This window comes from Streptomyces sp. NPDC001914 (assembly GCF_042891215.1).
In the GTDB taxonomy this organism is placed as follows: domain Bacteria; phylum Actinomycetota; class Actinomycetes; order Streptomycetales; family Streptomycetaceae; genus Streptomyces.
Genome location: NZ_JBIASW010000008.1, coordinates 393,623 through 417,611, shown reverse-complemented (window position 1 = coordinate 417,611; position 23,989 = coordinate 393,623). Strand labels below are relative to the sequence as shown.

Sequence of the window (23,989 nt, the reverse complement as noted above, 5' to 3'; positions counted from 1 at the left end):
CCGGTCCAAGCCAACGGGGCGTCGTGGAAAGGGTTTTGGGGTGGACCTGGTGTCGTGCCGCTGTACCGGCTGCTGCCCCTGCGGCTCAGTGGACCGGGTGTCGGGGGTGGTCCGGGTGTCGGGAGTGGTCCGGGCCGGGGCGGGTGGTGGCCGCGTCCCGGCCCCGGCGGGGAGGCGCGGTCAGGCCAGGATGCCCTGGGCCCGCGCCGCCGCCAGCCACTGCGGGAACTCCGCGACCATCCGGTCGTACAGCTCCCCGTCGCTCACCCGGCGCGGATCCGAACCGGCGTGGAAGAAGCCCGCGTTGTCGACGACCCGCTTGTGCGGCACGGCGAGTTCGTCGAGTCTGCGCAGGAAGTCGAACTGCTTGCTGCCCCGGTCGCCGAACCCTATGAACTGCCAGAACATCGGCAGCTTGGCGGCCTTGCACAGATACCGCTCGGCGGCGAGCTTGTTGATCGGTCCTCCGTCGGTCTGGAAGACGACGAGGGCCGGGGCGTCGGAGCCGCTGTCGAGGTAGTGGTCGATGACGGCGTCCATGGCCAGGTGATAGCTGGTCCTGCCCATGTGCCCGAGCCCGGCCGCGATGTGTCCGATCCGCCCCCGGTGGTTGTCGAGCGCGATGTCGGTGACCGCGTCGACGTCCGTGGAGAAGAAGACGACGGGGACGGTGCCGTCGTCGTCGAGGTGGGCGGACAGGCCGAGCACCCGGTCGGCGAGTGCCTGCACACTGCCGTCGTCGTAGTACGGCTTCATCGACCCCGAGTAGTCCACCACCAGGTACACGGCGGCCCGTTGGCCGCTCAGTCCGTGCTTGGTGAGACTGACTCCGGCGCTCCTGTAGGGGCCCACGAGCGCGGGCGCGGTCTCCTCCATCTTGGTGAGGCTGATTCCGGCCATGCGGGCTCCCGTCGTACGAGGACTGCGGAACGACGAGATTACGGGACGGTCCCGGCGCCGTCCCGGCCGCTCCGGGGCGCGGGCACCGGCGCTGCTGGGCGGCGGGTGCGGCTCACGTCACGGCCCTGCGGTTCCCGCAGGCCCGGGGGTTGGATAGTTTGATCACCGCCGTCCCCACCGGCTCACTTCCCCCTGTACCCATGCGTTCCTAGGAGCCGGCCGTGGAGCCCGAGTCCGCCGTCACCACCTGCTACCGCCACCCCAAGGTGGAGTCGCATGTGCGCTGCACCCGTTGCGACCGCTACATATGCCCGAACTGCATGCGTGAGGCGGCCGTCGGTCATCAGTGCGTGGAGTGCGTGAAGGAGGGCGCGCGGTCCGTCCGGCAGGCCCGTACGGCCTTCGGCGGCCGGATATCGACGGTGCCGGCGGTGACGTACGTCCTGATCGGTCTGAACGTGCTGGCCTACGTGGCGGAACTGCTGCGTTCCTCGGTGGTGGACCGGTTCTCGATGCTCGGCGCGGGTCTGGCGGACTCGGCGGGGGGCCACTATCTGTGGCAGTCCGTGTTCCCCTCCTCCTTCCACGCCGAGGGCCTGGTCGCCGGGGAGTGGTACCGGCTGCTGACCGGCGCGTTCCTGCATCTGCCGCCCACGGAGGGCACCTTCGGGATCGCCCACATCGTGATGAACATGTTCGCCCTGTGGAACATCGGCCGGATCGTCGAGGCGCAGCTCGGCCGGGTCCGCTATCTCGCGCTGTATCTGCTGTCGGCGCTCGGCGGCTCGGTGCTCGTGCTGCTGATCGCGCCCCAGGAGCAGACGATCGGCGCGTCCGGCGCGATCTTCGGCATCGGCGCCGCGTACTACGTGATGGCCCGCCGCCTCGGCGCGGACATGAGCGGCGTCAACCGGTTCATGGCGGGCCTGCTGATCTGGCTCCTGATCTCGGCGGGGCTCACGTCCTGGCAGGGGCACCTGGGCGGGCTGCTGGCGGGCGGGATCGTGACCGCGGCCTACGCGTACGCTCCCCGCGACCACCGCCGGGCCCTGATCCAGGCGTCCGTCTGCGTGGGTCTGCTCGCCGTGCTGGTGGTCCTGACGGTACTGAAGGTGTCGGCGCTGCGAACGGGCGCGGTCTAGCGGCAACGGAGGCGGGGGCCCGCCGACGAGGGCGGCACCCCCGCCGGATCCCGTGGCACGCCAGCACGGCGCCGGCACACCGATCCCCACGGCACACCCGCGTGGCCTCTGCACACCAACCCCCACGGCACACCCGTGTGACCCGCGCACGGCCGATCCCCGCGGCACGCCCGTGTGACCCCCACACACCGATCCCCGCGGCACGCCCGTGTGACCCGCGCACACCGATCCCCGTGCAACACCCGTACGGCCCCCGCACACCGAGCCCCACGAAACACCCGTGCGGGGCCCCGTACACCGGTCCGATGGCACGCTCGTGCGGCCCCCGCACGCCGGTCCGGTGGCACATCTGTGCATCGCCCGCGCGGCCGCCTCGAATCCCCTCGCCCGTGCGCTCGCCCTGCGTACCTTGTGCGGCATGAAACGCGCGGATTGTCTGTTCTTCGTTCTGGTCGCCGTGCTGATCACGACGGCGGTCCATGTGGCCACGCCCGAACACGCCACGGCCGACGCCAAGGCCGGCGCGTCGCCCGCGGCCCACTCCCGTGCGCGGGCCCAGCCGGAGCCGGCGGCCCGCACCAAGGCCGTCGCCACGCCGGCGGCCGGCCGAGCCGCCCCGGCACGTCCCTCCGCGCCGGCGAGGTCCGCCGGCCTCGCCGCCCCGGACAAGAAGGAGCTCGCCCAGCAGATCGTGGCGAGTGCCGAGAACTCCACGCTGACGTGGCGCGAGGCCTACGGCTACATCGAGGACATCGGCGACGGCCAGGGCTACACCGCGGGCCTCATCGGCTTCTGCACGGGGACCCACGACCTGCTCACGCTCGTCGAGCGCTACACGAAGGCGCACCCGGACAACGGGCTCGCCCGCTATCTCCCGGCCCTGCGCGAGGTCGACGGCACGGACTCCCACGAGGGCCTGGACCCGGGCTTCCCGGCCGCCTGGCGTCACGAGGCCGGCCTCGCCGCGTTCCGCGCGGCGCAGGACTCCGAGCGCGACCGGGTCTACTTCGACCCAGCGGTCCGCCAGGCCAGGCTCGACGGTCTCGGCACGCTCGGCCAGTTCATCTACTACGACGCGATGGTGCTGCACGGTCCGGGGACCGGCGACCACGGCTTCCACGGCCTGCGTGAGCGCGCCGTGCGCGAGGCGGCCCCGCCGTCCGGGGGCGGCGACGAGACGACGTACCTCGGCACCTTCCTGGACATCCGGCGCGCGGCCATGAAGTCCGAGGACCCCGACCGCGACACCACCCGCATCGACACGGCCCAGCGCCGTTTCCTCCGCGAGGGGAACCTCGGCCTGCGCACACCGCTGGAGTGGCAGGTGTACGGCGAGACCTACCGCGTGCCGTAGGTGCCGGGCGTGCGCGGACATGCGGCGGCGCCTGCCCGGTCGTCCGGTCGGGGACAGTGGGGCAGGCGCCGTCTCGTGTTCCGCACGCCTTTGTGCGGGACGTTCTCGAGTGACCGTGTCAGGTCACGCAATCCATGGGTCAGACCGTCAGCGAACGGTCCGTCGGGCGGATCGGGGCCGGCAGGTCGCTCGCTCCGGTGAGGAAGCGGTCGACCCCGCGGGCGGCCGAGCGGCCCTCCGCGATGGCCCAGACGATGAGGGACTGGCCGCGGCCCGCGTCACCGGCGACGAAGACTCCGGGAACGTTGGTCGCGAAGTCGGCGTCGCGGGCGATGTTGCCGCGCTCGTCGAGCTCCAGACCGAACTGGGAGACGACGCCGTTCTCGACGTCCGTGCCGGTGAACCCCATCGCCAGCGTCACCAGCTGGGCGGGGATCTTGCGCTCCGTGCCCGGCTTCTGGTTCAGCTTGCCGCCGGAGAACTCTACCTCCACCAGGTGGAGCCACTGGACGTTGCCGTCCTCGTCGCCCTCGAAGTGGGTGGTCGAGACGGCGTAGACGCGCTCGCCGCCCTCCTCGTGCGCGGAGGTGACCTTGTAGAGCATCGGGAACGTCGGCCAGGGCTGGCCCGGGTTCCGCTCCTCGCCCGGCCGCGGCATGATCTCCAGCTGCGTGACCGAGGCCGCGCCCTGACGGTGGGCGGTGCCCACGCAGTCCGCGCCCGTGTCGCCGCCGCCGATGACCACGACGTGCTTGCCCTCGGCGGTGATCGGGGGCGCCACGAAGTCGCCCTCCTGCACCTTGTTCGCCAGCGGCAGGTACTCCATGGCCTGGTGGATGCCGTTCAGCTCCCGCCCGGGGACGGGCAGGTCACGGGCGGTCGTGGCGCCGGCGGCGATGACCACGGCGTCGTACCGCTTGCGCAGGTCCGTCGCCTTGAGGTCGCGGCCGATCTCGATGCCCGTGCGGAAGCGGGTGCCCTCCGCGCGCATCTGCTCGATGCGGCGGTTGATGTGCCGCTTCTCCATCTTGAACTCGGGGATGCCGTAGCGGAGCAGACCGCCGACGCGGTCGGCGCGCTCGTACACCGCGACCGTGTGCCCGGCCCGCGTGAGCTGCTGGGCGGCGGCGAGACCGGCGGGGCCCGAACCGATGACCGCGACCGTCTTGCCCGACAGGCGCTCGGGGATCTGCGGGGCGACGTCGCCCGTGTCCCACGCCTTGTCGATGATCGAGACCTCGACGTTCTTGATGGTCACGGCGGGCTGGTTGATGCCCAGCACGCACGCGGACTCGCACGGCGCGGGGCACAGTCGGCCGGTGAACTCCGGGAAGTTGTTCGTGGCGTGCAGGCGCTCGGAGGCGGCCTGCCAGTCCTCGCGGTAGGCGTAGTCGTTCCACTCGGGGATCAGGTTGCCCAGCGGACAGCCGTTGTGGCAGAACGGGATGCCGCAGTCCATGCAGCGGCTGGCCTGCTTGCTGATGATCGGCAGCAGGGAGCCGGGGACGTAGACCTCGTTCCAGTCCTTCAGGCGCACGTCGACGGGCCGGGACTTGGCGACCTCACGGCCGTGGTTCAAAAAGCCCTTGGGATCAGCCATTGGTCGCCGCCTCCATCATCTTCTCGGTGATCGCGGACTCGTCGAGTCCGGCTCGCTCGGCGGCGTCCTTGGCGGCGAGCACTGCCTTGTAGGTGCTGGGAATGATCTTGCTGAAGCGGTCCACGGCGGCGGGCCACTCGGCGAGCAGCTTCTCGGCGACCGTCGAACCGGTCTCCTCCGCGTGCCGGCGCACGACGTCGTGCAGCCACTGCTTGTCGGCGTCGTCGAGCTCCTCGACGGCGTCCACGCTGGCGACGTTCACGTTGTCGCGGTCGAGGTCGATCACGTACGCGACACCGCCGGACATGCCGGCCGCAAAGTTGCGGCCCGTCTCGCCGAGGACGACCGCGTGACCGCCGGTCATGTACTCGCAGCCGTGGTCGCCCACGCCCTCGGAGACGACCAGCGCGCCGGAGTTGCGGACGCAGAAGCGCTCGCCGGTGCGGCCGCGCAGGAACAGCTCGCCGCCGGTCGCGCCGTAGGCGATGGTGTTGCCCGCGATGGTCGAGTACTCGGCGAGGTGGTCGGCGCCCCGGTCGGGGCGGACGACGACGCGGCCGCCGGAGAGGCCCTTGCCGACGTAGTCGTTGGCGTCGCCCTCCAGGCGCAGCGTGACACCGCGCGGGAGGAAGGCGCCGAAGGACTGGCCGGCCGAGCCGGTGAAGGTGATGTCGACGGTGTCGTCGGGCAGGCCCGCGCCGCCGAACTTCTTCGTCACCTCGTGGCCGAGCATGGTGCCGACGGTGCGGTTGATGTTGCGGATCGCGACCTGGGCGCGCACCGGCTGGGCGTCGGTGGCGGAGTCCGCGGCCAGCGCGTCGGCGGCGAGCTTGATGAGCTCGTTGTCGAGCGCCTTCTCCAGGCCGTGGTCCTGCGGGACGACCTGGTGCAGTGCCGCGCCCTCGGGCAGTTCGGGCACGTAGAAGAGCGGGGACAGGTCCAGGCCCTGCGCCTTCCAGTGGGTGACGGCGCGCTCCACGTCGAGGTTCTCGGCGTGGCCGACGGCCTCCTCGATGCTGCGGAAGCCGAGCTCGGCGAGGATCTCGCGGACCTCTTCGGCGATGAACTTGAAGAAGTTCACGATGTACTCGGCCTTGCCCGCGAACCGGTCGCGCAGCACCGGGTTCTGGGTGGCGATGCCGACCGGGCAGGTGTCCAGGTGGCAGACGCGCATCATGACGCAGCCGGAGACGACGAGCGGCGCGGTCGCGAAACCGAACTCCTCGGCGCCGAGCAGCGCGGCGATGACGACGTCGCGGCCGGTCTTGAGCTGGCCGTCGGTCTGCACGACGATGCGGTCGCGCAGGCCGTTGAGCAGCAGGGTCTGCTGGGTCTCGGCGAGGCCGAGCTCCCAGGGGCCGCCCGCGTGCTTGAGCGAGGTCAGCGGGGAGGCGCCGGTGCCGCCGTCGTGGCCGGAGATGAGGACGACGTCCGCGTGGGCCTTGGACACGCCGGCCGCGACCGTGCCGACGCCGACCTCGGAGACCAGCTTCACGTGGATGCGGGCCTGCGGGTTGGCGTTCTTGAGGTCGTGGATCAGCTGAGCCAGGTCCTCGATGGAGTAGATGTCGTGGTGCGGCGGCGGGGAGATCAGGCCGACGCCCGGGGTCGAGTGACGGGTCTTGGCCACCCACGGGTAGACCTTGTGGCCGGGCAGCTGGCCGCCCTCGCCGGGCTTGGCGCCCTGGGCCATCTTGATCTGGATGTCGTCGGCGTTGACCAGGTACTCGGAGGTGACACCGAAGCGGCCGGAGGCGACCTGCTTGATGCTGGAGCGGCGCGCCGGGTCGTACAGGCGCTCGGGGTCCTCGCCGCCCTCACCGGTGTTCGACTTGCCGCCGAGCTGGTTCATGGCGATGGCGAGGGTTTCGTGCGCCTCCTTGGAGATGGAGCCGTACGACATGGCGCCGGTGGAGAAGCGCTTGACGATCTCGGAGACGGGCTCGACCTCGTCGACGGAGATCGACGGGCGGTCCGAGGTGAAGCCGAACAGGCCGCGCAGCGTCATGAGGCGCTCGGACTGCTCGTTGACGCGGTCGGTGTACTTCTTGAAGATCTCGTAGCTGCCGGAGCGCGTCGAGTGCTGGAGGCGGAAGACCGTCTCCGGGTCGAACAGGTGCGGCTCGCCCTCGCGGCGCCACTGGTACTCGCCGCCGATCTCCAGGGCGCGGTGCGCCGGGGCGATGCCGGAGGCGGGGTAGGCCTTGGCGTGCCGGGCGGCGACCTCCTTGGCGACGACGTCGAGGCCGGCGCCGCCGATCTTGGAGGCCGTGCCGTTGAAGTACTTCTCGACGAAGGCCTGTTCCAGGCCGACGGCCTCGAAGACCTGGGCGCCGCGGTAGGAGGCGACGGTCGAGATGCCCATCTTGGACATGACCTTCAGGACGCCCTTGCCGAGGGCGTAGATCAGGTTGCGGATGGCCTGCTCGGCCTCGATGCCGGACAGGAAGGTGCCGGCGCGGACGAGGTCCTCGACGGACTCCATCGCGAGGTAGGGGTTGACCGCGGCGGCGCCGTAGCCGATGAGCAGGGCGACGTGGTGGACCTCGCGGACGTCTCCGGCCTCGACCAGCAGGCCCACGTGGGTGCGCTGCTTGGTGCGGATGAGGTGGTGGTGGACGGCCGCGGTGAGCAGCAGCGAGGGGATCGGCGCGTGCTCGGCGTCGGAGTGACGGTCCGACAGGACGATCAGGCGAGCGCCGTTCTCGATGGCGGCGTCGGCCTCGGCGCAGATCTCCTCGATGCGGGCGGCGAGGGAGTCGCCGCCGCCGGAGACCCGGTACAGGCCGGACAGGGTCGCGGCCTTCATGCCGGGCATGTCGCCGTCGGCGTTGATGTGGATGAGCTTGGCCAGCTCGTCGTTGTCGATCACCGGGAAGGGCAGGGTGACGCTGCGACAGGAGGCGGCGGTCGGGTCCAGCAGGTTGCCCTGGGGGCCCAGCGAGGAGCGCAGGGAGGTGACCAGCTCTTCGCGGATCGCGTCCAGCGGCGGGTTGGTGACCTGGGCGAACAGCTGGGTGAAGTAGTCGAAGAGCAGACGCGGGCGCTGCGAGAGCGCGGCGATCGGCGAGTCGGTGCCCATGGAGCCGATCGGCTCGGCGGCGGCCTTGGCCATCGGCGCGAGGATGATCCGCAGCTCTTCCTCGGTGTAGCCGAAGGTCTGCTGGCGGCGGGTGACCGAGGCGTGGGTGTGCACGATGTGCTCACGCTCGGGCAGGTCGGAGAGCTCGATCTCGCCGGCTTCCAGCCAGTCCGCGTAGGGCTTCTCGGTGGCGAGGCCGGCCTTGATCTCGTCGTCCTCGATGATGCGGTGCTCGGCGGTGTCGACGAGGAACATCTTGCCGGGCTGGAGGCGGCCCTTGCGGACGACCTTGGCGGGGTCGATGTCGAGGACGCCGACCTCGGAGCCGAGGACGACGAGGCCCTCGTCGGTGACCCAGTAGCGGCCGGGGCGCAGTCCGTTGCGGTCGAGGACCGCGCCGACCTGGGTGCCGTCGGTGAAGGTGACGCAGGCCGGGCCGTCCCAGGGCTCCATCATCGTGGAGTGGAACTGGTAGAAGGCGCGCCGGGCCGGGTCCATGGAGTCGTGGTTCTCCCACGCCTCCGGGATCATCATGAGCACGGAGTGCGGCAGCGAACGGCCGCCGAGGTGCAGGAGTTCGAGCACCTCGTCGAAGGAGGCCGAGTCGGAGGCGTCCGGGGTGCAGACCGGGAAGATCCGCTCCAGGCCCTTGTCTCCGAACAGCTCGGAGGCGAGCTGGGACTCGCGGGCGACCATCCAGTTGCGGTTGCCCTTGACCGTGTTGATCTCGCCGTTGTGCGCGACGAAGCGGTACGGGTGGGCGAGCGGCCAGCTCGGGAAGGTGTTCGTGGAGAACCGGGAGTGCACGAGCGCGATCGCGGAGGCGAAGCGGCGGTCGGACAGGTCCGGGAAGAAGGGCTCGAGCTGGCCGGTGGTCAGCATGCCCTTGTAGACGATGGTCCGCGCGGACAGCGAGGGGAAGTAGACCCCGGCCTCGCGCTCGGCGCGCTTGCGCAGCACGAACGCGGTGCGGTCGAGGGCGATGCCCTCGCTGGCGTTGTCCGCGACGAAGATCTGGCGGAAGGCCGGCATCGTCGAGCGGGCGGTGGCGCCGAGGAGTTCGGGGGCGACCGGGACCTCGCGCCAGCCGAGGACGGTGAGGCCCTCTTCGGCGGCGATCGTCTCGATCTGCGAGACGGCGTCGGCCGTGCCGTCCTTCGGGAGGAAGGCGATACCGACCGCGTACGCACCGGCTGCGGGAAGTTCGAATCCGGCCACCTCGCGCAGGAAGGCGTCCGGGACCTGGGAGAGGATGCCGGCGCCGTCACCCGAGTCGGGCTCGGAGCCGGTGGCACCGCGGTGTTCCAGGTTGCGCAGAACGGTGAGCGCCTGCTCGACCAGCGCATGGCTCGCCTCGCCGGTGAGGGTGGCCACGAAGCCGACGCCGCAGGCGTCCTTTTCGTTGCGGGGGTCGTACATACCCTGCGCAGCAGGGCGAGCATCCATGAAGGACCACTTCCGGTCGTTCGTGGAGTGCTGGGACGGCTGGCGCGGCGTACGCATCGGCTCTCCCGTCGTCGTCGGGGCGGGGGGTCTCCCGGGCTCTTGAGGCACTGGGGAGACGACTGCCGAGGGACGACTCTGGCCCTCTGCGGGGTGCAAAATTTCGTGCAGGTTACATGATGGAGTGGTTCTCGGGAACCGGATACTGCGTTCCAACATGCGGACACCGCAGGAGCCGGGCCGGGGATGTCGGGCTTCGGCGGTGGAAGGTTTGGGACCTGAGCGGACAGATCGATGACCATCGGTCCGGGTTCGCGGCGGAGGTCGTGGTCCGCCGCGAGGGATGCGGCGCGGGCGTCATTGCCCGCGGCGCTTGAGGCTCATTCCCAGCAGCCACGGAATCGAAACCGCCGGGTAACAATTACTTATGCAGTCCCTTGCATAGGTGATCGAGGCCTCATCCTACGGCCGCGCCGAACAAACTGCCGAGGGCGTACGTCACACCCGCTGCGGCGCCGCCGAGAGCGAGCTGTCGCAGCCCGCTGAACCACCAGGACCGCGCGGTCACCTTGGCCACGACGGCACCGCACGCGAAGAGCCCGATCAGGGCGAGCAGCAGCGCCGGCCACAGCACGGTCGCACCCAGCAGGTACGGCAGTACGGGCAGGAGGGCGCCGAGCGCGAACGAGCCGAAGCTGGACACGGCGGCGACGGCCGGGGAGGGGAGGTCGCCGGGGTCGATGCCCAGTTCCTCGCGGGCGTGGATCTCCAGGGCCTGCTCGGGATCGCGCGAGAGCTGCCGGGCGACCTCGCGGGCCAGGGGGGCGTCGACGCCGCGGGCCTCGTAGAGCGCGGCCAGCTCGCGTTCCTCGTCCTTGGGGTGCTTGCGCAGTTCGCGCCGCTCGACGTCGAGTTCGGCCTCGACCAGCTCGCGCTGCGAGGCGACGGAGGTGTACTCGCCTGCGGCCATGGAGAAGGCTCCGGCGGCCAGACCGGCGAGTCCGGTGATGACGATCGTCTGCTGGGACACGGCCCCGCCGGCGACGCCGGTCATCAAGGCGAGGTTGGAGACCAGGCCGTCCATGGCGCCGAACACGGCGGGGCGCAGCCATCCGCCGTTGACATCGCGGTGGGTGTGGTTGTCGCGGTGCGCCACATGCAGTGCCGCCTCGGTCTCGATGATCGCCATACCCGGGTCCCCCAGAGTGCTTGATTGGACTGCTTCCACTTTTCGACAACCCCAAAAGTACGCCGAGAAATTCCCGGCCGCCAGCAAGGAAAGGCTGGGCTAACCTGCGGTTTTGCCCTTCGACGCTCATCCGTGGCATGTCATGCACATATGTCGACCGGGTGACAGTGGAGCCCGCGAGGCTCCTGTCAACCGCCAAGGTGGGACAGATCCGCAAAGGGCTCCGCGCGCGCATTCCGCGCGCCGGCGGGAGCCCTGAGAGGAGAAGCACGTATGGCTTCCACCGCCTGCATTCCCTCGGCCCCGGCACCCGGGAGCGCCGCCGCTCTGCGTGACCGGGCACGCGGCGCACTGCTCGGACTGGCCGTCGGGGACGCGCTGGGCGCACCCGCCGAGAACATGAAGCCGTCGGAGATCCGCGCCCGCTGGGGCCGGATCACCGGGTACGTCGCCGAGCATCCGGCCGGGACGGACGACACCGAGTACGCGATCTTCTCGGGGCTGCTCCTGGCCCGGCACGGCTCGGCGCTGACCGTGGCGCACGTCGAGTCGGCCTGGCACCAGTGGATCGCCGACCGCGACGAGGGGCCGTTCCGCGGCGCCGGATTCAGTGAGCGCGGCACGCTGGAGAACCTGCGCCGGGGGCTCGCGGCGCCCATCTCCGCCCAGCACCGGCACGCCTGGAGCGACGGTCTCGCCATGCGCGCGGCGCCCTTCGGGGTCTTCGCGGCCGGGCGGCCCGCCGAGGCGGCGCGGCTCGTGGCCATCGACGGCTCGGTGAGCCACGAGGGCGAGGGCATCTACGGCGGGCAGGCCGTCGCGGCCGGGGTCGCCGCCGCGATGGCGGGCGCCTCCGCCGCCACGGTCGTCGCCTCCGCCCTGGCCGTCGTCCCGGACGACTCCTGGACGGCCCGCTCGCTGCGCCGGGCGGTCGCGGTGGCGCACCGGGGCGAACGCGCGGTGCGCTCCGCGGTCGTGATCGGCGGCTACCCCTGGACCGACCTGGCCCCCGAGGCCGTGGCCCTCGCCTTCGGCGCCTACGCGGCGGCGGACGGGGAGTTCACCGAGTCGGTCCTCACCGCGGTGAACATGGGCCGCGACGCCGACACGACGGCCGCGGTGGCCGGGGCGCTCGCGGGCGCGACCCGGGGCCTGTCCTCGGTCCCCGCCGAGTGGGCGGCGGCCATCGGACCGGCCCGCGGGAGCTGCCTGCCCTCCATGGAGGGCCACCACATCCTGGACGTGGCGGAACTCCTGGCCCCGGAGCACGAGGAGAAGTGGGGCGCCGGGGGCCGCGTACGGTCCACCCCGCAGGTCGCGTACGCGGTCCAGTCGCCGGACGCGGGCAGCCACGCCTCCGCCGGCCGTGACGACGAGGTGCGGTCGTGACCCCCGGCCTGGCCGGAGACGAGTCCACCCCGGCACCGGGCGAGGGCGCCGCATCCGCCACACCCCCGGAGGGCACCCCGCCCGCCCGGAGGCAGCCCGGCGAACCACCCCGGACCCCGCACACCGCGCCCCCACCACTCGCCCCGGAAGCGGAACCCGGGACCCGCGCCCCGGAATCAGGGACCGCACCGCCCACCGCGGAAGCGGACCGCATCGCACCCGCCCCGGAGGCACGACCCGCCGCGCTCACGGCCGCCCAAGTGCCGCCCGTGGCCTGCACCGGGGCGGCTCGACCCCTGCCGCTCGCCGCCGACGCGGAGCCCCCACCGCCCACCGCGAAGCCGCGGCCCGCGCCACCCGCCGCGCTGGCGGAACCCGTGGTGCTGACCGCCGGGGCGAGGACCGCGGCCGAAGCCGGTGGTGCGCTCGCCGGCGCCGTCCGGGCCGGTGCGCTGCTCGGAACGGGCGCTCCGACGGACCACCGAACCGCCGAACCGGACCCTCAGACGGACCGCCGAACCGCAGAGCCGGACCCTCCGGCAGACCGCCGAACCGCAGAGCCGAACCCTCCGACAGACCGCCGGACCGCGGAACCGGGCGCTCCGACGTCGGCCCTCTCCGCCCCCGCGCCCGCCACCCCCTTGCCGGGTGCCCCCGGATTCCGGGACGCCGGGGTCTCGGCGGCCGCGGCGGCCGGGGAAACCGGGCTGCGGCGGATCGAAGGGCTGTTGCTCGGGCTGGCTGCCGGGGATGCCGCCGGGTGGCCGGCCGCACGGCACCGGGCCGCCCGCATGCCCGAGTGGACCCGGCGGCTGACCCGCGAGCTGGACACCTTCGCGGAGCAGAACGCGACGACGACCCTGCCGGTCCCGATCGCGCTGAACCAGCCGCCGGAACCGCTGCGCCTCGGCCCCTCCGACGACGCCGAGTGGGCGGCGTTCGCGGCGGAGGCCGTCCTGCGGGCCGGGGAGACCGGCGCACTCGGCGACCTGAGCCTCGGCCGCAGGATGCGCGCGTCCATCGACCTGTCGTGGAACGCCGTCGCCAGCGAGGTCGCCGCCGCCGCGGACCGCGCCCCCGAGGTCGAGTCCGCCCTGCTCCCGCTGCGGGCCCGGATCTCGGTGCGGGCGGGACTCGGCAACCTCGCGACCGGTCTGCGCCCGCCCGCCACCGGCCACGACAACCCCCACTACTTCGACGACGCGGCCTGTGTACGGGCCTGCGTGCTCGCCGTGGCACACCCGGGAGACCCCCGACTCGCCGCGGAGCTCGCCGAGTTCGACGCCCGCTACACCCAGGACGGCGACGGCGTGCACGGCGCCCGGGCCATGGCAGCCGCCGTGGCGCTCGCCCTCGCCGGGCACGACGTCGGCACCTGCGTGGAGGCGGCCCTGGCCGAACTGCCCGCCGCCACGGAGATCGGCCGCAACGCCCGCGACGCCCTGGCCCTGGCCCGGTCGAGCGAGAGCACCTTCGCCCTGGTCCCGCTCCTCGAGCACCAGATCGTCGACCACGTCTACAGCTACGGGATCGCGGCCGCCGAGACCGTCCCCGTCGCCCTGGCCCTGGCGCTGGCCGCGCACGGCCGGATCGCCGAGGCCGTCCCGGCCGCCGCCTGCCTCTCCCGGGTCGCCGACTCGGCACCCGCCCTGGCCGGAGCGCTCACCGGCACGCTCGGCGGCGCCGCCGCGATCCCCGCCTCCTGGCGTGACGCCTGCCGCACCCTCTCCGGCTGCGCGCTGCCCCGGCTGACCGGCACGGATCTGATCGGGCTCGCCGAACTCCTGGAGGCGACGGGACTCGCCGACCCGCTCGATTCCCCGGAACTGGCCGCCCCAGAGGGATGATTCGGGCATGACGCCCAAAGGAGAAGGAACGGGAACCCTCGACGAACGCATCACCGGAGCCCTCGTCGGAGCCGCCGTCGGCGACGCCCTCGGCGGACCCGTCGAGGGGTACTCCCCCGAGCAGATCACCGAACGCCACGGCGGCCGCGTGCACGGCGTCGTCGGCCCCTGGAACGGCGACGCCTGGCCCACCGCCCGCCCCATCGCCCCGTACCACAAGGGCGACGGGCACGTCACCGACGACACCCTCATGACCCACGCGCTGGTACGGGTGTACGCGCGGGTCCGCGACCATCTGGACGCCTACGCGGTCGCCGAGCACCTGGTCCCCGACCTGATGACGACACCCCGCTGGATCCCGGAACTGGAGGCCGAGGCCCTCCCCCTCCAGCGGATCTTCCTCGCCGAGAAATGGCTGGTCGCCCGTCTCCACTACGGCCACGTCGACCCCCGCGAGGCCGGCGCGGGCAACATCGTCAACTGCGGCGCCGCGATGTACATGGCCCCGGTCGGCCTCGTCAACGCGGCGAACCCGGCGGGAGCGTACGCCGAGGCGCTCGACGTCGCGGGCGCCCACCAGTCCTCGTACGGCCGCGAGGCGGCGGGCGTCTTCGCGGCGGCCGTGGCGGCGGCCTGCACCCCCGGCGCGACCCCCGGCTCGGTCGTCGCGGCCTGCCTGGCGCTGGCCAGGGACGGCACCCGCGCCGCCGTCGAGGCGGTCTGCGAAGTCGCCTCACGGCACACGGACTTCGAGTCGGCGCTCGGCCCGCTGCGCCGGGCGGTGGCCCCCTTCGACACGGTCGGGCCCGACTACCGCTCCCCCTCGCTCGGCGCCCGCCGCCCCTCACGGCTGCACTCCATCGAGGAACTGCCGGTCGCGCTGGGCATGTTGCTGGTGTCCGGCGGCGACTTCCGGCACGCGGTCCTCGGCTCCGTCAACTACGGCCGCGACTGCGACTCCATCGCCACCATGGCCGGCGCCCTCGCGGGCGCGCTCGGCTCCGAGGTCCCGCACGACTGGGCCAAGACCGTGGCCGAGTCCAGCCGCCTCGACCTGGACGCCCCCGCGCGTACCCTCGCCGAGGTGACCCGGGAGATCTTCGACCGTGACGTCCACCGCCGCCGGGCCCACGAGGCGGCCTACAGCGCGCTGACGGGAACACCGTGCTCCGGCTGACCTGGGTCCAGCCCGAGGACCTCCTCGGGCACGAGCTCCACCAGGCCGCGCAGGACGGCCGGGACCCGGCGGACGTCGCAGCCCGCTGGTACGCGGCGGGCGGCCGGCCCGCCCCGCTGCGCGCGGGCGCGTCGGCGGCCCCGGCCTCGCCGTCCCTGCGCCGGCTGGCGGCCCGGCTCCTCGACGAACTCGCCGCCCTGCCGGGCCGGCTGGCGGACGACGAACCGACGGACCTGGCGCTGATCAAGGCCCAGTGCCCCGACTGGCCGCCCCCGCGCTACACGCCCCTGCCCGCTCCCGGCCCGGCCCGCCTGGAGGCGGCCTGGCTCGGCCGGGCCGTCGGCTGCCTGCTCGGCAAACCCGTGGAGAAACTCCCCCTCGACGGCATCCGGGCACTCGCCCGGGCCACCGGCAACTGGCCCCTGCGCGACTGGTTCACCGCGCGGGGCGTACCCCGGGACCTCCTGGCCGCCCACCCCTGGAACCGGCGCTCCGCCGCCACCTCCCTGGCCGAGAACATCGACGGCATGCCGGAGGACGACGACCTCAACTACCCCCTGCTGAACCTGCTGTTGCTCCAGCGCTACGGCCGGGACTTCACGACCGCCGACGTGGCCCGCCTCTGGCTCGACGAACTCCCCGCCGGCCGCACCTTCACCGCGGAGCGCATCGCGTACCGCAACCTCCTCTCCGGGGTCGAGCCCCCGGACACCGCCCGCCACCACAACCCGTTCCGCGAGTGGATCGGCGCCCTGATCCGCGCGGACGTGCACGGCTGGACCAACCCGGGCGACCCTGCGCGGGCCGCGGAACAGGCGTACCGCGACGCCTCCCTCACCCACACGGCCAACGGCGTCTACGCGGCGATGTTCACCGCCGCCGCCATCGCGGAGGCGGCCGGCGCGACCCGCGACGTCCACGCCTGCCTGCGCACCGGACTGCGCGTGGTCCCGCCCGGCTCCCGGCTGGCCCGGGCCGTCCGCCACGCCGTCCGGGTGGCCCGTACGACACCGGACTTCGACGCGGTCGTGGACGAACTGCACGCCGCCCACCGCGGCTGCCACTGGGTCCACGCCGTCCCCAACACCGCGCTGATCGCCGCCGCCCTCACCCACGCGGACGGCGACTTCGCCGGCTCCGTCTGCCGGGCCGTGTCCGGCGGACTGGACACCGACTCCAACGGGGCGACGGCCGGGAGCATCGCCGGCCTGCTCACGGGCGACCCCGCCGCCCTGCCCGACCGCTTCACGGGCCCCCTCAAGAACCGGCTCGCCACCTCCGTCGCCGACTTCAACGGCATCGGCTTCGACGCCCTCGCCCACCTCACACAACGGGAGACCGTTCGCCCATGACCCACATCGCCGTGCTCGGCAGCACGAACATGGACCTCGTCGCGTACGTGGCCAAGGCCCCCCAGCGTGGAGAGACCGTGACGGGACGGGAGTTCCGCACGGTCCCCGGCGGCAAGGGCGCGAACCAGGCGGTGGCCGCCGCGCACGCGGGCGCCGACGTCTCCCTGATCGGCGCGGTGGGCGCCGACGCCTTCGGCAGCCAACTCCGCTCCACACTGGAGCACTTCGGCGTCAACACCGACCATCTGCGCACCACCGAGGGCCCGTCGGGCACCGCCCACATCGTGGTGGACGACGAGGGCGGCAACGCGATCGTCGTCATTCCCGGCGCCAACGGCACAGTCACCTCCCTGGCCCCCGGCGACGAGGGCCTCGTCGCCAGCGCCGACGCGCTGCTCCTCCAGCTGGAGATCCCGCTGGAGGCCGTGCTCGCCGGCGCGGAGGCGGCCCGCCGACACGGCGTCCGTACGATCCTGACCCCGGCCCCCGCCCAGTTCCTCTCGCCCCAACTGCTCTCCACCATCGACCTGTTGGTGCCCAACCAGCACGAGGCCGCGGCGCTCACCGGATTCACCGACCCGCGCGGAGCCGCCACGGCGCTGCTCGAACAGGTCCCGGAGGTCGTCGTCACCCTAGGCGCCGAGGGCAGCCTGTACGCGGCCCGGGGCGCCGGCATCATCACGGTGCCCGCGCCCAAGGTGACCGCCGTCGACTCCACCGCGGCGGGCGACACCTTCGTCGGCACCCTGGCGGTGGCGCTCGCCGAGGGCCGGGAGATGTCGGAGGCCATGGTGTGGGCGTCGGCGGCCGCCTCGGTGTCGGTGCAGCGGCACGGGGCGACCTCCTCGATGCCGTACCGCGCCGAGATCGACACCCAGGCCGGCGCATGAACGGGCCCAGCGAGGGCGGCTCCCTCGCCGGCCTGCGCGTCCTCGACCTCGCGACCCTGTTCGCCGGGCCGCTCGCCGCCACCATGCTCGGCGACTTCGGCGCGGAGGTCGTCAAGGTCGAGCACCCCCTCCAGCCGGACCCGTCCCGGGGGCACGGACCCTCGAAGGACGGCATCGGTCTGTGGTGGAAGCTCCTCGGCCGCAACAAGCGCACGATCACGCTCGACCTGTCGAAGCGCGGCGGCCGCGACACGCTGCTCCGGCTCGCCGCGGACGCCGACGTGATCATCGAGAACTTCCGTCCGGGCACCCTGGAGAAGTGGGACCTGGGCTGGGCGGAACTGTCCGCGGCCAACCCCCGGCTGGTCCTCGCCCGGGTCACCGCCTTCGGCCAGTTCGGCCCGTACGCCCACCGCCCCGGCTTCGGCACGCTCGCGGAGGCGATGAGCGGCTTCGCCGCGGTCACCGGCGAACCCGACGCGCCGCCGACCCTCCCTCCGTTCGGCCTGGCGGACTCCATCGCCGGCCTCGCGACCGCGTACGCCGTGCTCACCGCGCTGCGGGCCCGCGACCGCACCGGCGAGGGCCAGGTGATCGACATGGCGATCATCGAGCCGATCCTGACCGTGCTCGGCCCGCAGCCCATCTGGTACGACCAGCTCGGCCATGTCCAGCCCCGCACCGGCAACCGCTCGGCGAACAACGCGCCCCGCAACACCTACCGCACGGCGGACGGCTCCTGGGTCGCGGTCTCGACCTCGGCGCAGTCGATCGCCGAGCGGGTGATGCGGCTGGTCGGCCGGCCCGACGTGATCGACGAGCCGTGGTTCGCGACCGGCGCGGACCGGGCCCGGCACGCCGACGTCCTGGACGGGGCGGTCGGCGCGTGGATCGGCGAACGCACCCGGGACGAGGTCCTCGCCGCCTTCGAGAAGGCCGAGGCGGCGATCGCGCCCGTCCAGGACGTCCGGGACATCATGACCGACCCCCAGTACCAGGCCCTGGACTCGGTCACCAGCGTCGACGACCCCGACCTGGGTCCGCTGCGCATGCAGAACGTCCTCTTCCGGCTCTCCGCGACGCCCGGTGCGATCCACTGGGCGGGCCGCCCGCACGGCGCGGACACCGACGCCGTGCTGGGTGAACTGGGCCTCACGACGGCCGAGATCGGGCAGCTGAGGGCGGAGGGGGCGCTGTGACCGCCGACCTCCTGCCGCTGACCTGGCTGTACGCGCCGGGTGACCGTCCCGAGGTGGTGGCCAAGGCGCTGACCTCCGGCGCGGACGTCGTCCTCGTCGACCTGGAGGACGCGGTCGCGCCGCACCGCAAGGAGTACGCCCGCTGCGCCACCGCCGACCTGCTCGCCGAGGCCCCGCCCGTCCCCGTGCACGTCCGGGTCAACGCCCTCGACGGCCCGTTCTGCGACGCCGACGTCAAGACGCTGTCGCCGCTGCGCGGTCTGTCCGGCCTGCGGCTGCCGAAGGTGACCTCGCGCTCCGACGTCGTCCGGGTGGCGGAGAGCGCGACGCCCGCGGAGGGCGGCACGGTCCCGCTCTACGCCCTGCTGGAGACGGCTCTGGGTATCGAGCGGGCGTACTCCATCGCCTCGTCCCATCGCGCTCTGCGCGGCGTCTCGCTCGGCGAGAGCGATCTGCGGGCCGATCTCGGCGTCCGTGACGACACGGGCCTCGACTGGTCCCGGGCCCGGCTGGTGGTGGCCGCGCGGGCGGCCGGGCTGCCGCCGCCCGCCCAGTCGGTCTACCCCGACATCCGCGACGTGGAGGGCCTGGCCTCGTCCTGCGCACGCGGCCGCGCCCTCGGCTTCCTCGGGCGCGCGGCGATCCATCCCCGCCAGCTCCCGATCATCGAGCGGGCCTACCTGCCCACCCCGGCCGAGGTCGACTCCGCCGAGGCCGTCGTCCGGGCGGCGGCCGCCGACGCGGGCGCGCAGGCCCTGCCGGACGGCCGTTTCGTCGACGCGGCGGTGGTCACGGGCGCCCGCCGCATCCTCGCCCTCGCCCGGCGCCTGGCCTGAGAGTCCAGGGTAGGCGGTCAAGGCAGGCAGGCCCGGGGCGACCGGCGCAGGCGCGCCGGCCCGAGGCGGGCAAGCCCGGGCCGCACGAAGGGGGCGCCGCGTCCCTGACGCGGCGCCCCCTTGGCGTGTACGGAGTGGGACTCAGCCCTTCTTGGCCGACCCGGCCTCGTCCCGCGCCACGGAACCGGCATCGGACCCGTCCGCGGGGTCCTCCTCGGACTCCTTCGCGGAAGCGGAACCGGCGTCGGACGTGGCAGACCCGTCGACGGTCTCCTTGCCGAGATCGACCGGGCCGTCCTCGGTCCCGTCCTTGCCCTTGGCCTTGGCCTCTTCCTTGTCCTCGGCGGCGGCCCCGCCCTCGGACTCGACCGCCTTGTCCGCCGCGCCCTCGGTGGCGACCGACTCGTCGCCCTCGGCCGGAGCGTCCTCGTCGCTGCGGGGCTCCACGATCTCCTCCCGGCCCGGACGCAGCCGGGACGAGATCACGATGTAGAGCACGGCGAGGAGGAAGACCACGATCGCGGTCCAGTCGTTCAGACGCAGGCCCAGGATGTGGTGCGCGTCGTCGACACGCATGTACTCGATCCAGCCGCGGCCGACGCAGTAGGCGGCGACGTACAGGGCGAAGGCGCGTCCGTGGCCGAGCTTGAAGCGGCGGTCGGCCCAGATGACCAGGAATCCGACGCCGACGCACCACAGGGACTCGTACAGGAAGGTCGGGTGGTAGTAGCCGGGGACGCGGCCGTCCGTGGAGGACGTGATGTGCAGCGCCCACGGGAGGTCCGTGGCCCTGCCGTACAGCTCCTGGTTGAACCAGTTGCCCCAGCGCCCGGAGGCCTGGGCGAAGGCGATGCCGGGTGCCACGGCGTCGGCCCAGGCGGGCAGCGGGATACCGCGGCGGCGGCAGCCGATCCAGGCGCCCAGCGCACCGAGGGCGATCGCGCCCCAGATGCCGAGCCCGCCCTGCCAGATCTTGAAGGCGTCCACCCAGTCGCGGCCCTCGCTGAAGTACAGCTCGTAGTCCGTGATCACGTGGTAGAGCCGGCCGCCGACGAGGCCGAAGGGCACGGCCCAGACCGCGATGTCGGCCACCGTGCCGGCCCGCCCTCCCCGGGCGATCCAGCGCTTGTTTCCGAGCCAGACGGCCAGAAAGACGCCGATGATGATGCAGAACGCGTAGGCACGCAGCGGAATGGGGCCGAGGTGCAGCACACCGTGCGACGGGCTGGGAATGTAGGCAAGTTCCATGGCAGGGTCGACGCTACCGTGCCGGACGCCGCCCGCGGCGGGCAGCCCCGCAACAGGTCCATAACGTGCGGTGCCCCCGGCCGGTGGAGGGCGGGGGCACCGGAGCGTACGAACGCGGCTCAGCCCTGGTTGGCCTCTTCCACCATCTGCTTGAGCTTCGCGGGCGTCATCGACTGGTCCGCGTAGATGTTCTTGCCGCCGAAGAGCACGGTCGGGGTGCCCGTGAAGCCGCCGGCCTGGAACGCGGCGTTCGACTTCTGGACCCAGCTGTCGTGCGTGCCGTCGTTGACGCAGGTGCGGAAGGCCGGGGTGTCCAGACCCTCGACCTTGCCGGCGAGCTCGATGAGCTTCGCGTTGTCGGCGAAGGCGTCGTCGGTCTCCTTGGGCTGGTTCTCGTACAGCACGTCGTGGTACGCGCGGAACTTACCGGCGTCCTGGGCGCACGCGGCGGCGTTGGCCGCCTTGCGGGAGCCGCTGCCGCCCATGTTCCCGTCGATCAGGGTGACGAGGTGGTACTCGACGCGCAGCTTCCCGGCGTCGGTCAGTTCCTGGATCGTGGGCCGGTAGGCCGTCTCGAAGGCCTGGCAGGCCGGGCAGCGGAAGTCCTCCCACACCGTGAGGGTCGACTTGGCGCCGTCCTTGCCGACGGGGATCGCGAGACTGTCCTTGCCGGTGGCGCCCGAGGGCGACACGACCGGACCCGACGTGTCGCTCTTCTTGTCCTTGCCCGAGTTGGCGGCCACCACGCCGATCACCGCGGCCAGGCCGAGGACGCAGATCACCGACGCCCCCACGATCAGCGCGCGGCGGCGCTTCTCCGCGGCCTTCTGCTTCTCTCGCTCGACCGCCAGCCGCTCGCGGGCGTTGCGCTTTCCGTCACGGTTCTTCTCGCTCACATCCGGCAGAACGAACCGGGGAGGCGCAGCGCGCCTCCCCGGTCCAAGGTCCACTCGTTCGAGTGAGCGGATTTTCCGTTGCGCACGGACCCGCCCGGCCGCGTCAGGCCGTGCTGCGCACACCCTTCGCGAGGTCGGCCGCGAGCTCCCGTACGGCGTCGAGTCCGGCCGCCTCGTCCGGGGCGTCCAGCATCCGCTTGACGAACGCCGAGCCGACGATGACCCCGTCGGCGAAGCCGGCCACCTCGGCGGCCTGCTCGGCGTTGGAGACGCCGAGGCCGACGCAGACGGGCAGGTCGGTGGTCGCCTTGGTCCGGGCCACCAGGTCCTGGGCCTGGTTCCCGACCGACTCCCGGGTTCCGGTGACCCCCATCAGCGAGGCCGCGTACACGAAGCCGCTGCCGGCCGCGGTGATCTCGGCGAGGCGGGCGTCCTTGCTGCTGGGCGCGACGACGAAGACAGTGGCGAGGCCGTGCTTCTCGGCGTGCTCCCTCCACAGGGCCGACTCCTGGACGGGCAGGTCGGGCAGGATGCAGCCCGCGCCGCCCGCCTCGGCGAGCTCGGCCGTGAAGCGCTCGACGCCGTAGCGGTCGATCGGGTTCCAGTACGTCATCACGAGGACGGGCTTGCCGGTGGCCTCGAAGGCCTCCCGGACGGTCCGCATGACGTCCGCGATCCTGACGCCGCCGCGCAGGGCGATGTCGTCGGCGGTCTGGATGACGGGGCCGTCGAGGACGGGGTCGCTGTGCGGCAGCCCGACCTCGACGACGTCGGCGCCGCCCTCGAAGACGGCCTTGATCGCCGCGATGCCGCCGTCGACGGTCGGGAAGCCGGCCGGCAGGTACGCGATGAGCGCGGACCGCCCCTCCGCCCCGGCTCCGGCGAGGGTCCGGCTCAACAGTTCGATGTTGCCGCTCACTTGGCGTCCCCCTCGATCTCGGCGTTCTCGCTGTCGGCGTCCGCGGCGACGACCGCGTCGACGCCGTTGTCGTAGAGGCCGAAGTAGCGGGCGGCCGTGTCCATGTCCTTGTCGCCGCGGCCGGACAGGTTGACGACGATCAGCCCGTCCTCGCCCAGTTCCCTGCCGACCTCCAGGGCGCCGGCGAGCGCGTGGGCGCTCTCGATGGCCGGGATGATGCCCTCGGTGCGGGAGAGCAGCCGCAGGGCCTGCATCGCCGCGTCGTCGGTGACCGCGCGGTACTCGCCGCGGCCGCTGTCCTTGAGGTAGGAGTGCTCGGGGCCGATGCCGGGGTAGTCGAGGCCGGCCGAGATCGAGTAGGGCTCGGTGATCTGGCCCTCGTCGTCCTGGAGGACGTACGAGCGCGATCCGTGCAGGATGCCGGGCTCGCCGGCGGTCAGGGTCGCCGCGTGCTCGCCGGTCTCCACGCCGTGTCCGGCGGGCTCGCAGCCGATCAGGCGGACGCCGCTGTCGGGGATGAAGGCGTGGAAGAGGCCGATGGCGTTGGAGCCGCCGCCGACGCAGGCGACGGCGGCGTCGGGCAGCCGTCCGGCGCGCTCCAGGATCTGCCGGCGGGCCTCGACCCCGATGACGCGGTGGAAGTCGCGGACCATGGCGGGGAAGGGGTGCGGGCCCGCGACGGTCCCGAAGAGGTAGTGCGTGTGGTCGACGTTGGCGACCCAGTCGCGGAACGCCTCGTTGATGGCGTCCTTGAGGGTGCGGGAGCCGGACTTCACGGCGATGACCTCGGCGCCGAGCATGCGCATCCGGGCCACGTTCAGCGCCTGGCGCTGGGTGTCGATCTCGCCCATGTAGATGGTGCATTCGAGGCCGAAGAGCGCGCAGGCGGTGGCCGTGGCGACACCGTGCTGGCCGGCGCCGGTCTCCGCGATCACCCGTGTCTTGCCCATCCGCTTGGTGAGCAGGGCCTGGCCGAGCACGTTGTTGATCTTGTGCGAGCCGGTGTGGTTCAGGTCCTCGCGCTTGAGGAAGATCCGTGCGCCGCCGGCGTGCTCGGCGAAGCGCGGCACCTCGGTGAGGGAGCTGGGGCGTCCCGTGTAGTGGACGAGCAGGTCGTCGAGCTCGCGGGCGAACTCGGGGTCCGCCTTGGCCTTGTCGTACTCGACGGCGACCTCGTCCACGGCGGCGACCAGCGCCTCGGGGATGAACTTGCCGCCGAACGCCCCGAAGTAGCCTTCGGCGCTGGGGACGTGACCATCGGGGTCGGGAATGAAGAACTCGCTGGGCATACGGATACCTCGCAGGGGCGAAAGCCCCGGTGACGGGATCGGACAGGGGTCACGGAAGCCGGACGTACCCGCGCTCCACCGCCCCCGGCGCGTCGGCCGGTGACACCGCCCGTCCCTGCCGCGGGTCCGGCCGCGCACGTGACGGACGTGCCGTCGAGGGACTGGGGTGTGCCGGATTCCGGCTCGGTCCCTGTGCGGGGCGGACGCGGCCCGGCCCACCTGACTCGGCCGCGGACC

17 protein-coding genes are annotated in these 23,989 nt (G+C 72.8%); 9 read left to right on the top strand and 8 right to left on the bottom strand.

The annotated features are described in order from the left end of the window. Positions 1-180: 180 nt before the first annotated feature. A complete protein-coding gene (locus ACFYYF_RS24535; RefSeq protein WP_365490947.1) occupies positions 181-900 on the bottom strand; it encodes a VWA domain-containing protein in 720 nt (239 codons plus the stop codon). 221 nt (positions 901-1,121) lie between these two features. Between ACFYYF_RS24535 and ACFYYF_RS24530 the strand changes: the two genes are divergently transcribed. After that, positions 1,122-2,042, top strand: coding sequence for a rhomboid family intramembrane serine protease (locus ACFYYF_RS24530; protein ID WP_388779106.1), 921 nt, complete (start codon positions 1,122-1,124; stop codon positions 2,040-2,042). Positions 2,043-2,460: 418 nt separating this feature from the next. Further along, positions 2,461-3,396 carry a chitosanase gene (locus ACFYYF_RS24525; RefSeq protein WP_388779104.1) on the top strand — a complete coding sequence of 312 codons (936 nt, stop codon included), beginning with the start codon at positions 2,461-2,463 and terminating at the stop codon, positions 3,394-3,396. Positions 3,397-3,535: 139 nt separating this feature from the next. Here the strand turns inward: ACFYYF_RS24525 and ACFYYF_RS24520 are convergent, their stop codons facing one another. The 3 genes from ACFYYF_RS24520 to ACFYYF_RS24510 form a co-directional block, all read right to left on the bottom strand. Continuing rightward, positions 3,536-4,996, bottom strand: coding sequence for a glutamate synthase subunit beta (locus ACFYYF_RS24520; RefSeq protein ID WP_388779102.1), 1,461 nt, complete (start codon positions 4,994-4,996; stop codon positions 3,536-3,538). Beyond that, complete coding sequence (gene gltB, locus ACFYYF_RS24515) at positions 4,989-9,581, bottom strand: glutamate synthase large subunit (protein ID WP_388779099.1); 4,593 nt, start codon at positions 9,579-9,581, stop codon at positions 4,989-4,991. The genes ACFYYF_RS24520 and gltB overlap by 8 nt, the downstream gene beginning before the upstream one ends. A 397-nt stretch (positions 9,582-9,978) precedes the next feature. Further along, the gene (locus tag ACFYYF_RS24510; RefSeq protein WP_365490961.1) at positions 9,979-10,710 is read right to left on the bottom strand and encodes a VIT1/CCC1 transporter family protein; all 732 of its coding nucleotides are present in this window, start codon (positions 10,708-10,710) and stop codon (positions 9,979-9,981) included. A 273-nt stretch (positions 10,711-10,983) separates the two neighbouring features. Here ACFYYF_RS24510 and ACFYYF_RS24505 point away from each other — a divergent pair, with 273 nt between their 5' ends. The 7 genes from ACFYYF_RS24505 (at position 10,984) to ACFYYF_RS24475 (ending at position 19,400) form a co-directional block, all read left to right on the top strand. Continuing rightward, the gene (locus ACFYYF_RS24505) at positions 10,984-12,099 is read left to right on the top strand and encodes an ADP-ribosylglycohydrolase family protein (protein ID WP_388779097.1); all 1,116 of its coding nucleotides are present in this window, start codon (positions 10,984-10,986) and stop codon (positions 12,097-12,099) included. Between the two features lie 641 nt (positions 12,100-12,740). Continuing rightward, complete coding sequence (locus ACFYYF_RS24500; protein WP_388779094.1) at positions 12,741-13,946, top strand: ADP-ribosylglycohydrolase family protein; 1,206 nt, start codon at positions 12,741-12,743, stop codon at positions 13,944-13,946. Positions 13,947-13,953: 7 nt separating this feature from the next. Then, positions 13,954-15,123 carry an ADP-ribosylglycohydrolase family protein gene (locus ACFYYF_RS24495; RefSeq protein ID WP_388779091.1) on the top strand — a complete coding sequence of 390 codons (1,170 nt, stop codon included), beginning with the start codon at positions 13,954-13,956 and terminating at the stop codon, positions 15,121-15,123. Then, positions 15,111-16,475 carry an ADP-ribosylglycohydrolase family protein gene (locus ACFYYF_RS24490; protein ID WP_388779088.1) on the top strand — a complete coding sequence of 455 codons (1,365 nt, stop codon included), beginning with the start codon at positions 15,111-15,113 and terminating at the stop codon, positions 16,473-16,475. Before ACFYYF_RS24495 ends, ACFYYF_RS24490 begins: the two co-directional genes overlap by 13 nt. Beyond that, the gene (gene rbsK / locus ACFYYF_RS24485; protein ID WP_361692154.1) at positions 16,472-17,365 is read left to right on the top strand and encodes a ribokinase; all 894 of its coding nucleotides are present in this window, start codon (positions 16,472-16,474) and stop codon (positions 17,363-17,365) included. Before ACFYYF_RS24490 ends, rbsK begins: the two co-directional genes overlap by 4 nt. Beyond that, on the top strand, positions 17,362-18,564 hold the full coding sequence (locus ACFYYF_RS24480) for a CaiB/BaiF CoA transferase family protein (RefSeq protein WP_388779085.1): 1,203 nt from the start codon (positions 17,362-17,364) through the stop codon (positions 18,562-18,564). Before rbsK ends, ACFYYF_RS24480 begins: the two co-directional genes overlap by 4 nt. Beyond that, the gene (locus ACFYYF_RS24475; protein WP_365490979.1) at positions 18,561-19,400 is read left to right on the top strand and encodes a CoA ester lyase; all 840 of its coding nucleotides are present in this window, start codon (positions 18,561-18,563) and stop codon (positions 19,398-19,400) included. Before ACFYYF_RS24480 ends, ACFYYF_RS24475 begins: the two co-directional genes overlap by 4 nt. A gap of 141 nt (positions 19,401-19,541) precedes the next feature. Here ACFYYF_RS24475 and lgt read toward each other — a convergent pair whose 3' ends face one another. From lgt to trpB, 4 genes are all read right to left on the bottom strand, one after another. Further along, positions 19,542-20,648, bottom strand: a complete 1,107-nt coding sequence (gene lgt, locus ACFYYF_RS24470; protein WP_388779082.1) for a prolipoprotein diacylglyceryl transferase — start codon at positions 20,646-20,648, stop codon at positions 19,542-19,544. A 119-nt stretch (positions 20,649-20,767) separates the two neighbouring features. Beyond that, complete coding sequence (locus ACFYYF_RS24465; RefSeq protein WP_388779079.1) at positions 20,768-21,544, bottom strand: DsbA family protein; 777 nt, start codon at positions 21,542-21,544, stop codon at positions 20,768-20,770. 103 nt (positions 21,545-21,647) lie between these two features. Continuing rightward, on the bottom strand, positions 21,648-22,463 hold the full coding sequence (gene trpA / locus ACFYYF_RS24460) for a tryptophan synthase subunit alpha (RefSeq protein ID WP_388779076.1): 816 nt from the start codon (positions 22,461-22,463) through the stop codon (positions 21,648-21,650). Beyond that, a complete protein-coding gene (trpB, locus tag ACFYYF_RS24455; RefSeq protein WP_388779073.1) occupies positions 22,460-23,752 on the bottom strand; it encodes a tryptophan synthase subunit beta in 1,293 nt (430 codons plus the stop codon). Before trpB ends, trpA begins: the two co-directional genes overlap by 4 nt. Positions 23,753-23,989 lie beyond the last annotated feature (237 nt).

Bases quoted from the DNA above. Each gene is read 5' to 3' on its own strand.
- ACFYYF_RS24495 (WP_388779091.1), top strand. From the start codon at position 13,954: ATGACGCCCAAAGGAGAAGGAACGGGAACCCTCGACGAACGCATCACC.
- ACFYYF_RS24535 (WP_365490947.1), bottom strand. From the start codon at position 900: ATGGCCGGAATCAGCCTCACCAAGATGGAGGAGACCGCGCCCGCGCTC.
- trpB (WP_388779073.1), bottom strand. From the start codon at position 23,752: ATGCCCAGCGAGTTCTTCATTCCCGACCCCGATGGTCACGTCCCCAGC.
- ACFYYF_RS24510 (WP_365490961.1), bottom strand. From the start codon at position 10,710: ATGGCGATCATCGAGACCGAGGCGGCACTGCATGTGGCGCACCGCGAC.
- ACFYYF_RS24505 (WP_388779097.1), top strand. From the start codon at position 10,984: ATGGCTTCCACCGCCTGCATTCCCTCGGCCCCGGCACCCGGGAGCGCC.
- ACFYYF_RS24520 (WP_388779102.1), bottom strand. From the start codon at position 4,996: ATGGCTGATCCCAAGGGCTTTTTGAACCACGGCCGTGAGGTCGCCAAG.
- rbsK (WP_361692154.1), top strand. From the start codon at position 16,472: ATGACCCACATCGCCGTGCTCGGCAGCACGAACATGGACCTCGTCGCG.
- lgt (WP_388779082.1), bottom strand. From the start codon at position 20,648: ATGGAACTTGCCTACATTCCCAGCCCGTCGCACGGTGTGCTGCACCTC.
- gltB (WP_388779099.1), bottom strand. From the start codon at position 9,581: ATGCGTACGCCGCGCCAGCCGTCCCAGCACTCCACGAACGACCGGAAG.
- ACFYYF_RS24480 (WP_388779085.1), top strand. From the start codon at position 17,362: ATGAACGGGCCCAGCGAGGGCGGCTCCCTCGCCGGCCTGCGCGTCCTC.
- ACFYYF_RS24525 (WP_388779104.1), top strand. From the start codon at position 2,461: ATGAAACGCGCGGATTGTCTGTTCTTCGTTCTGGTCGCCGTGCTGATC.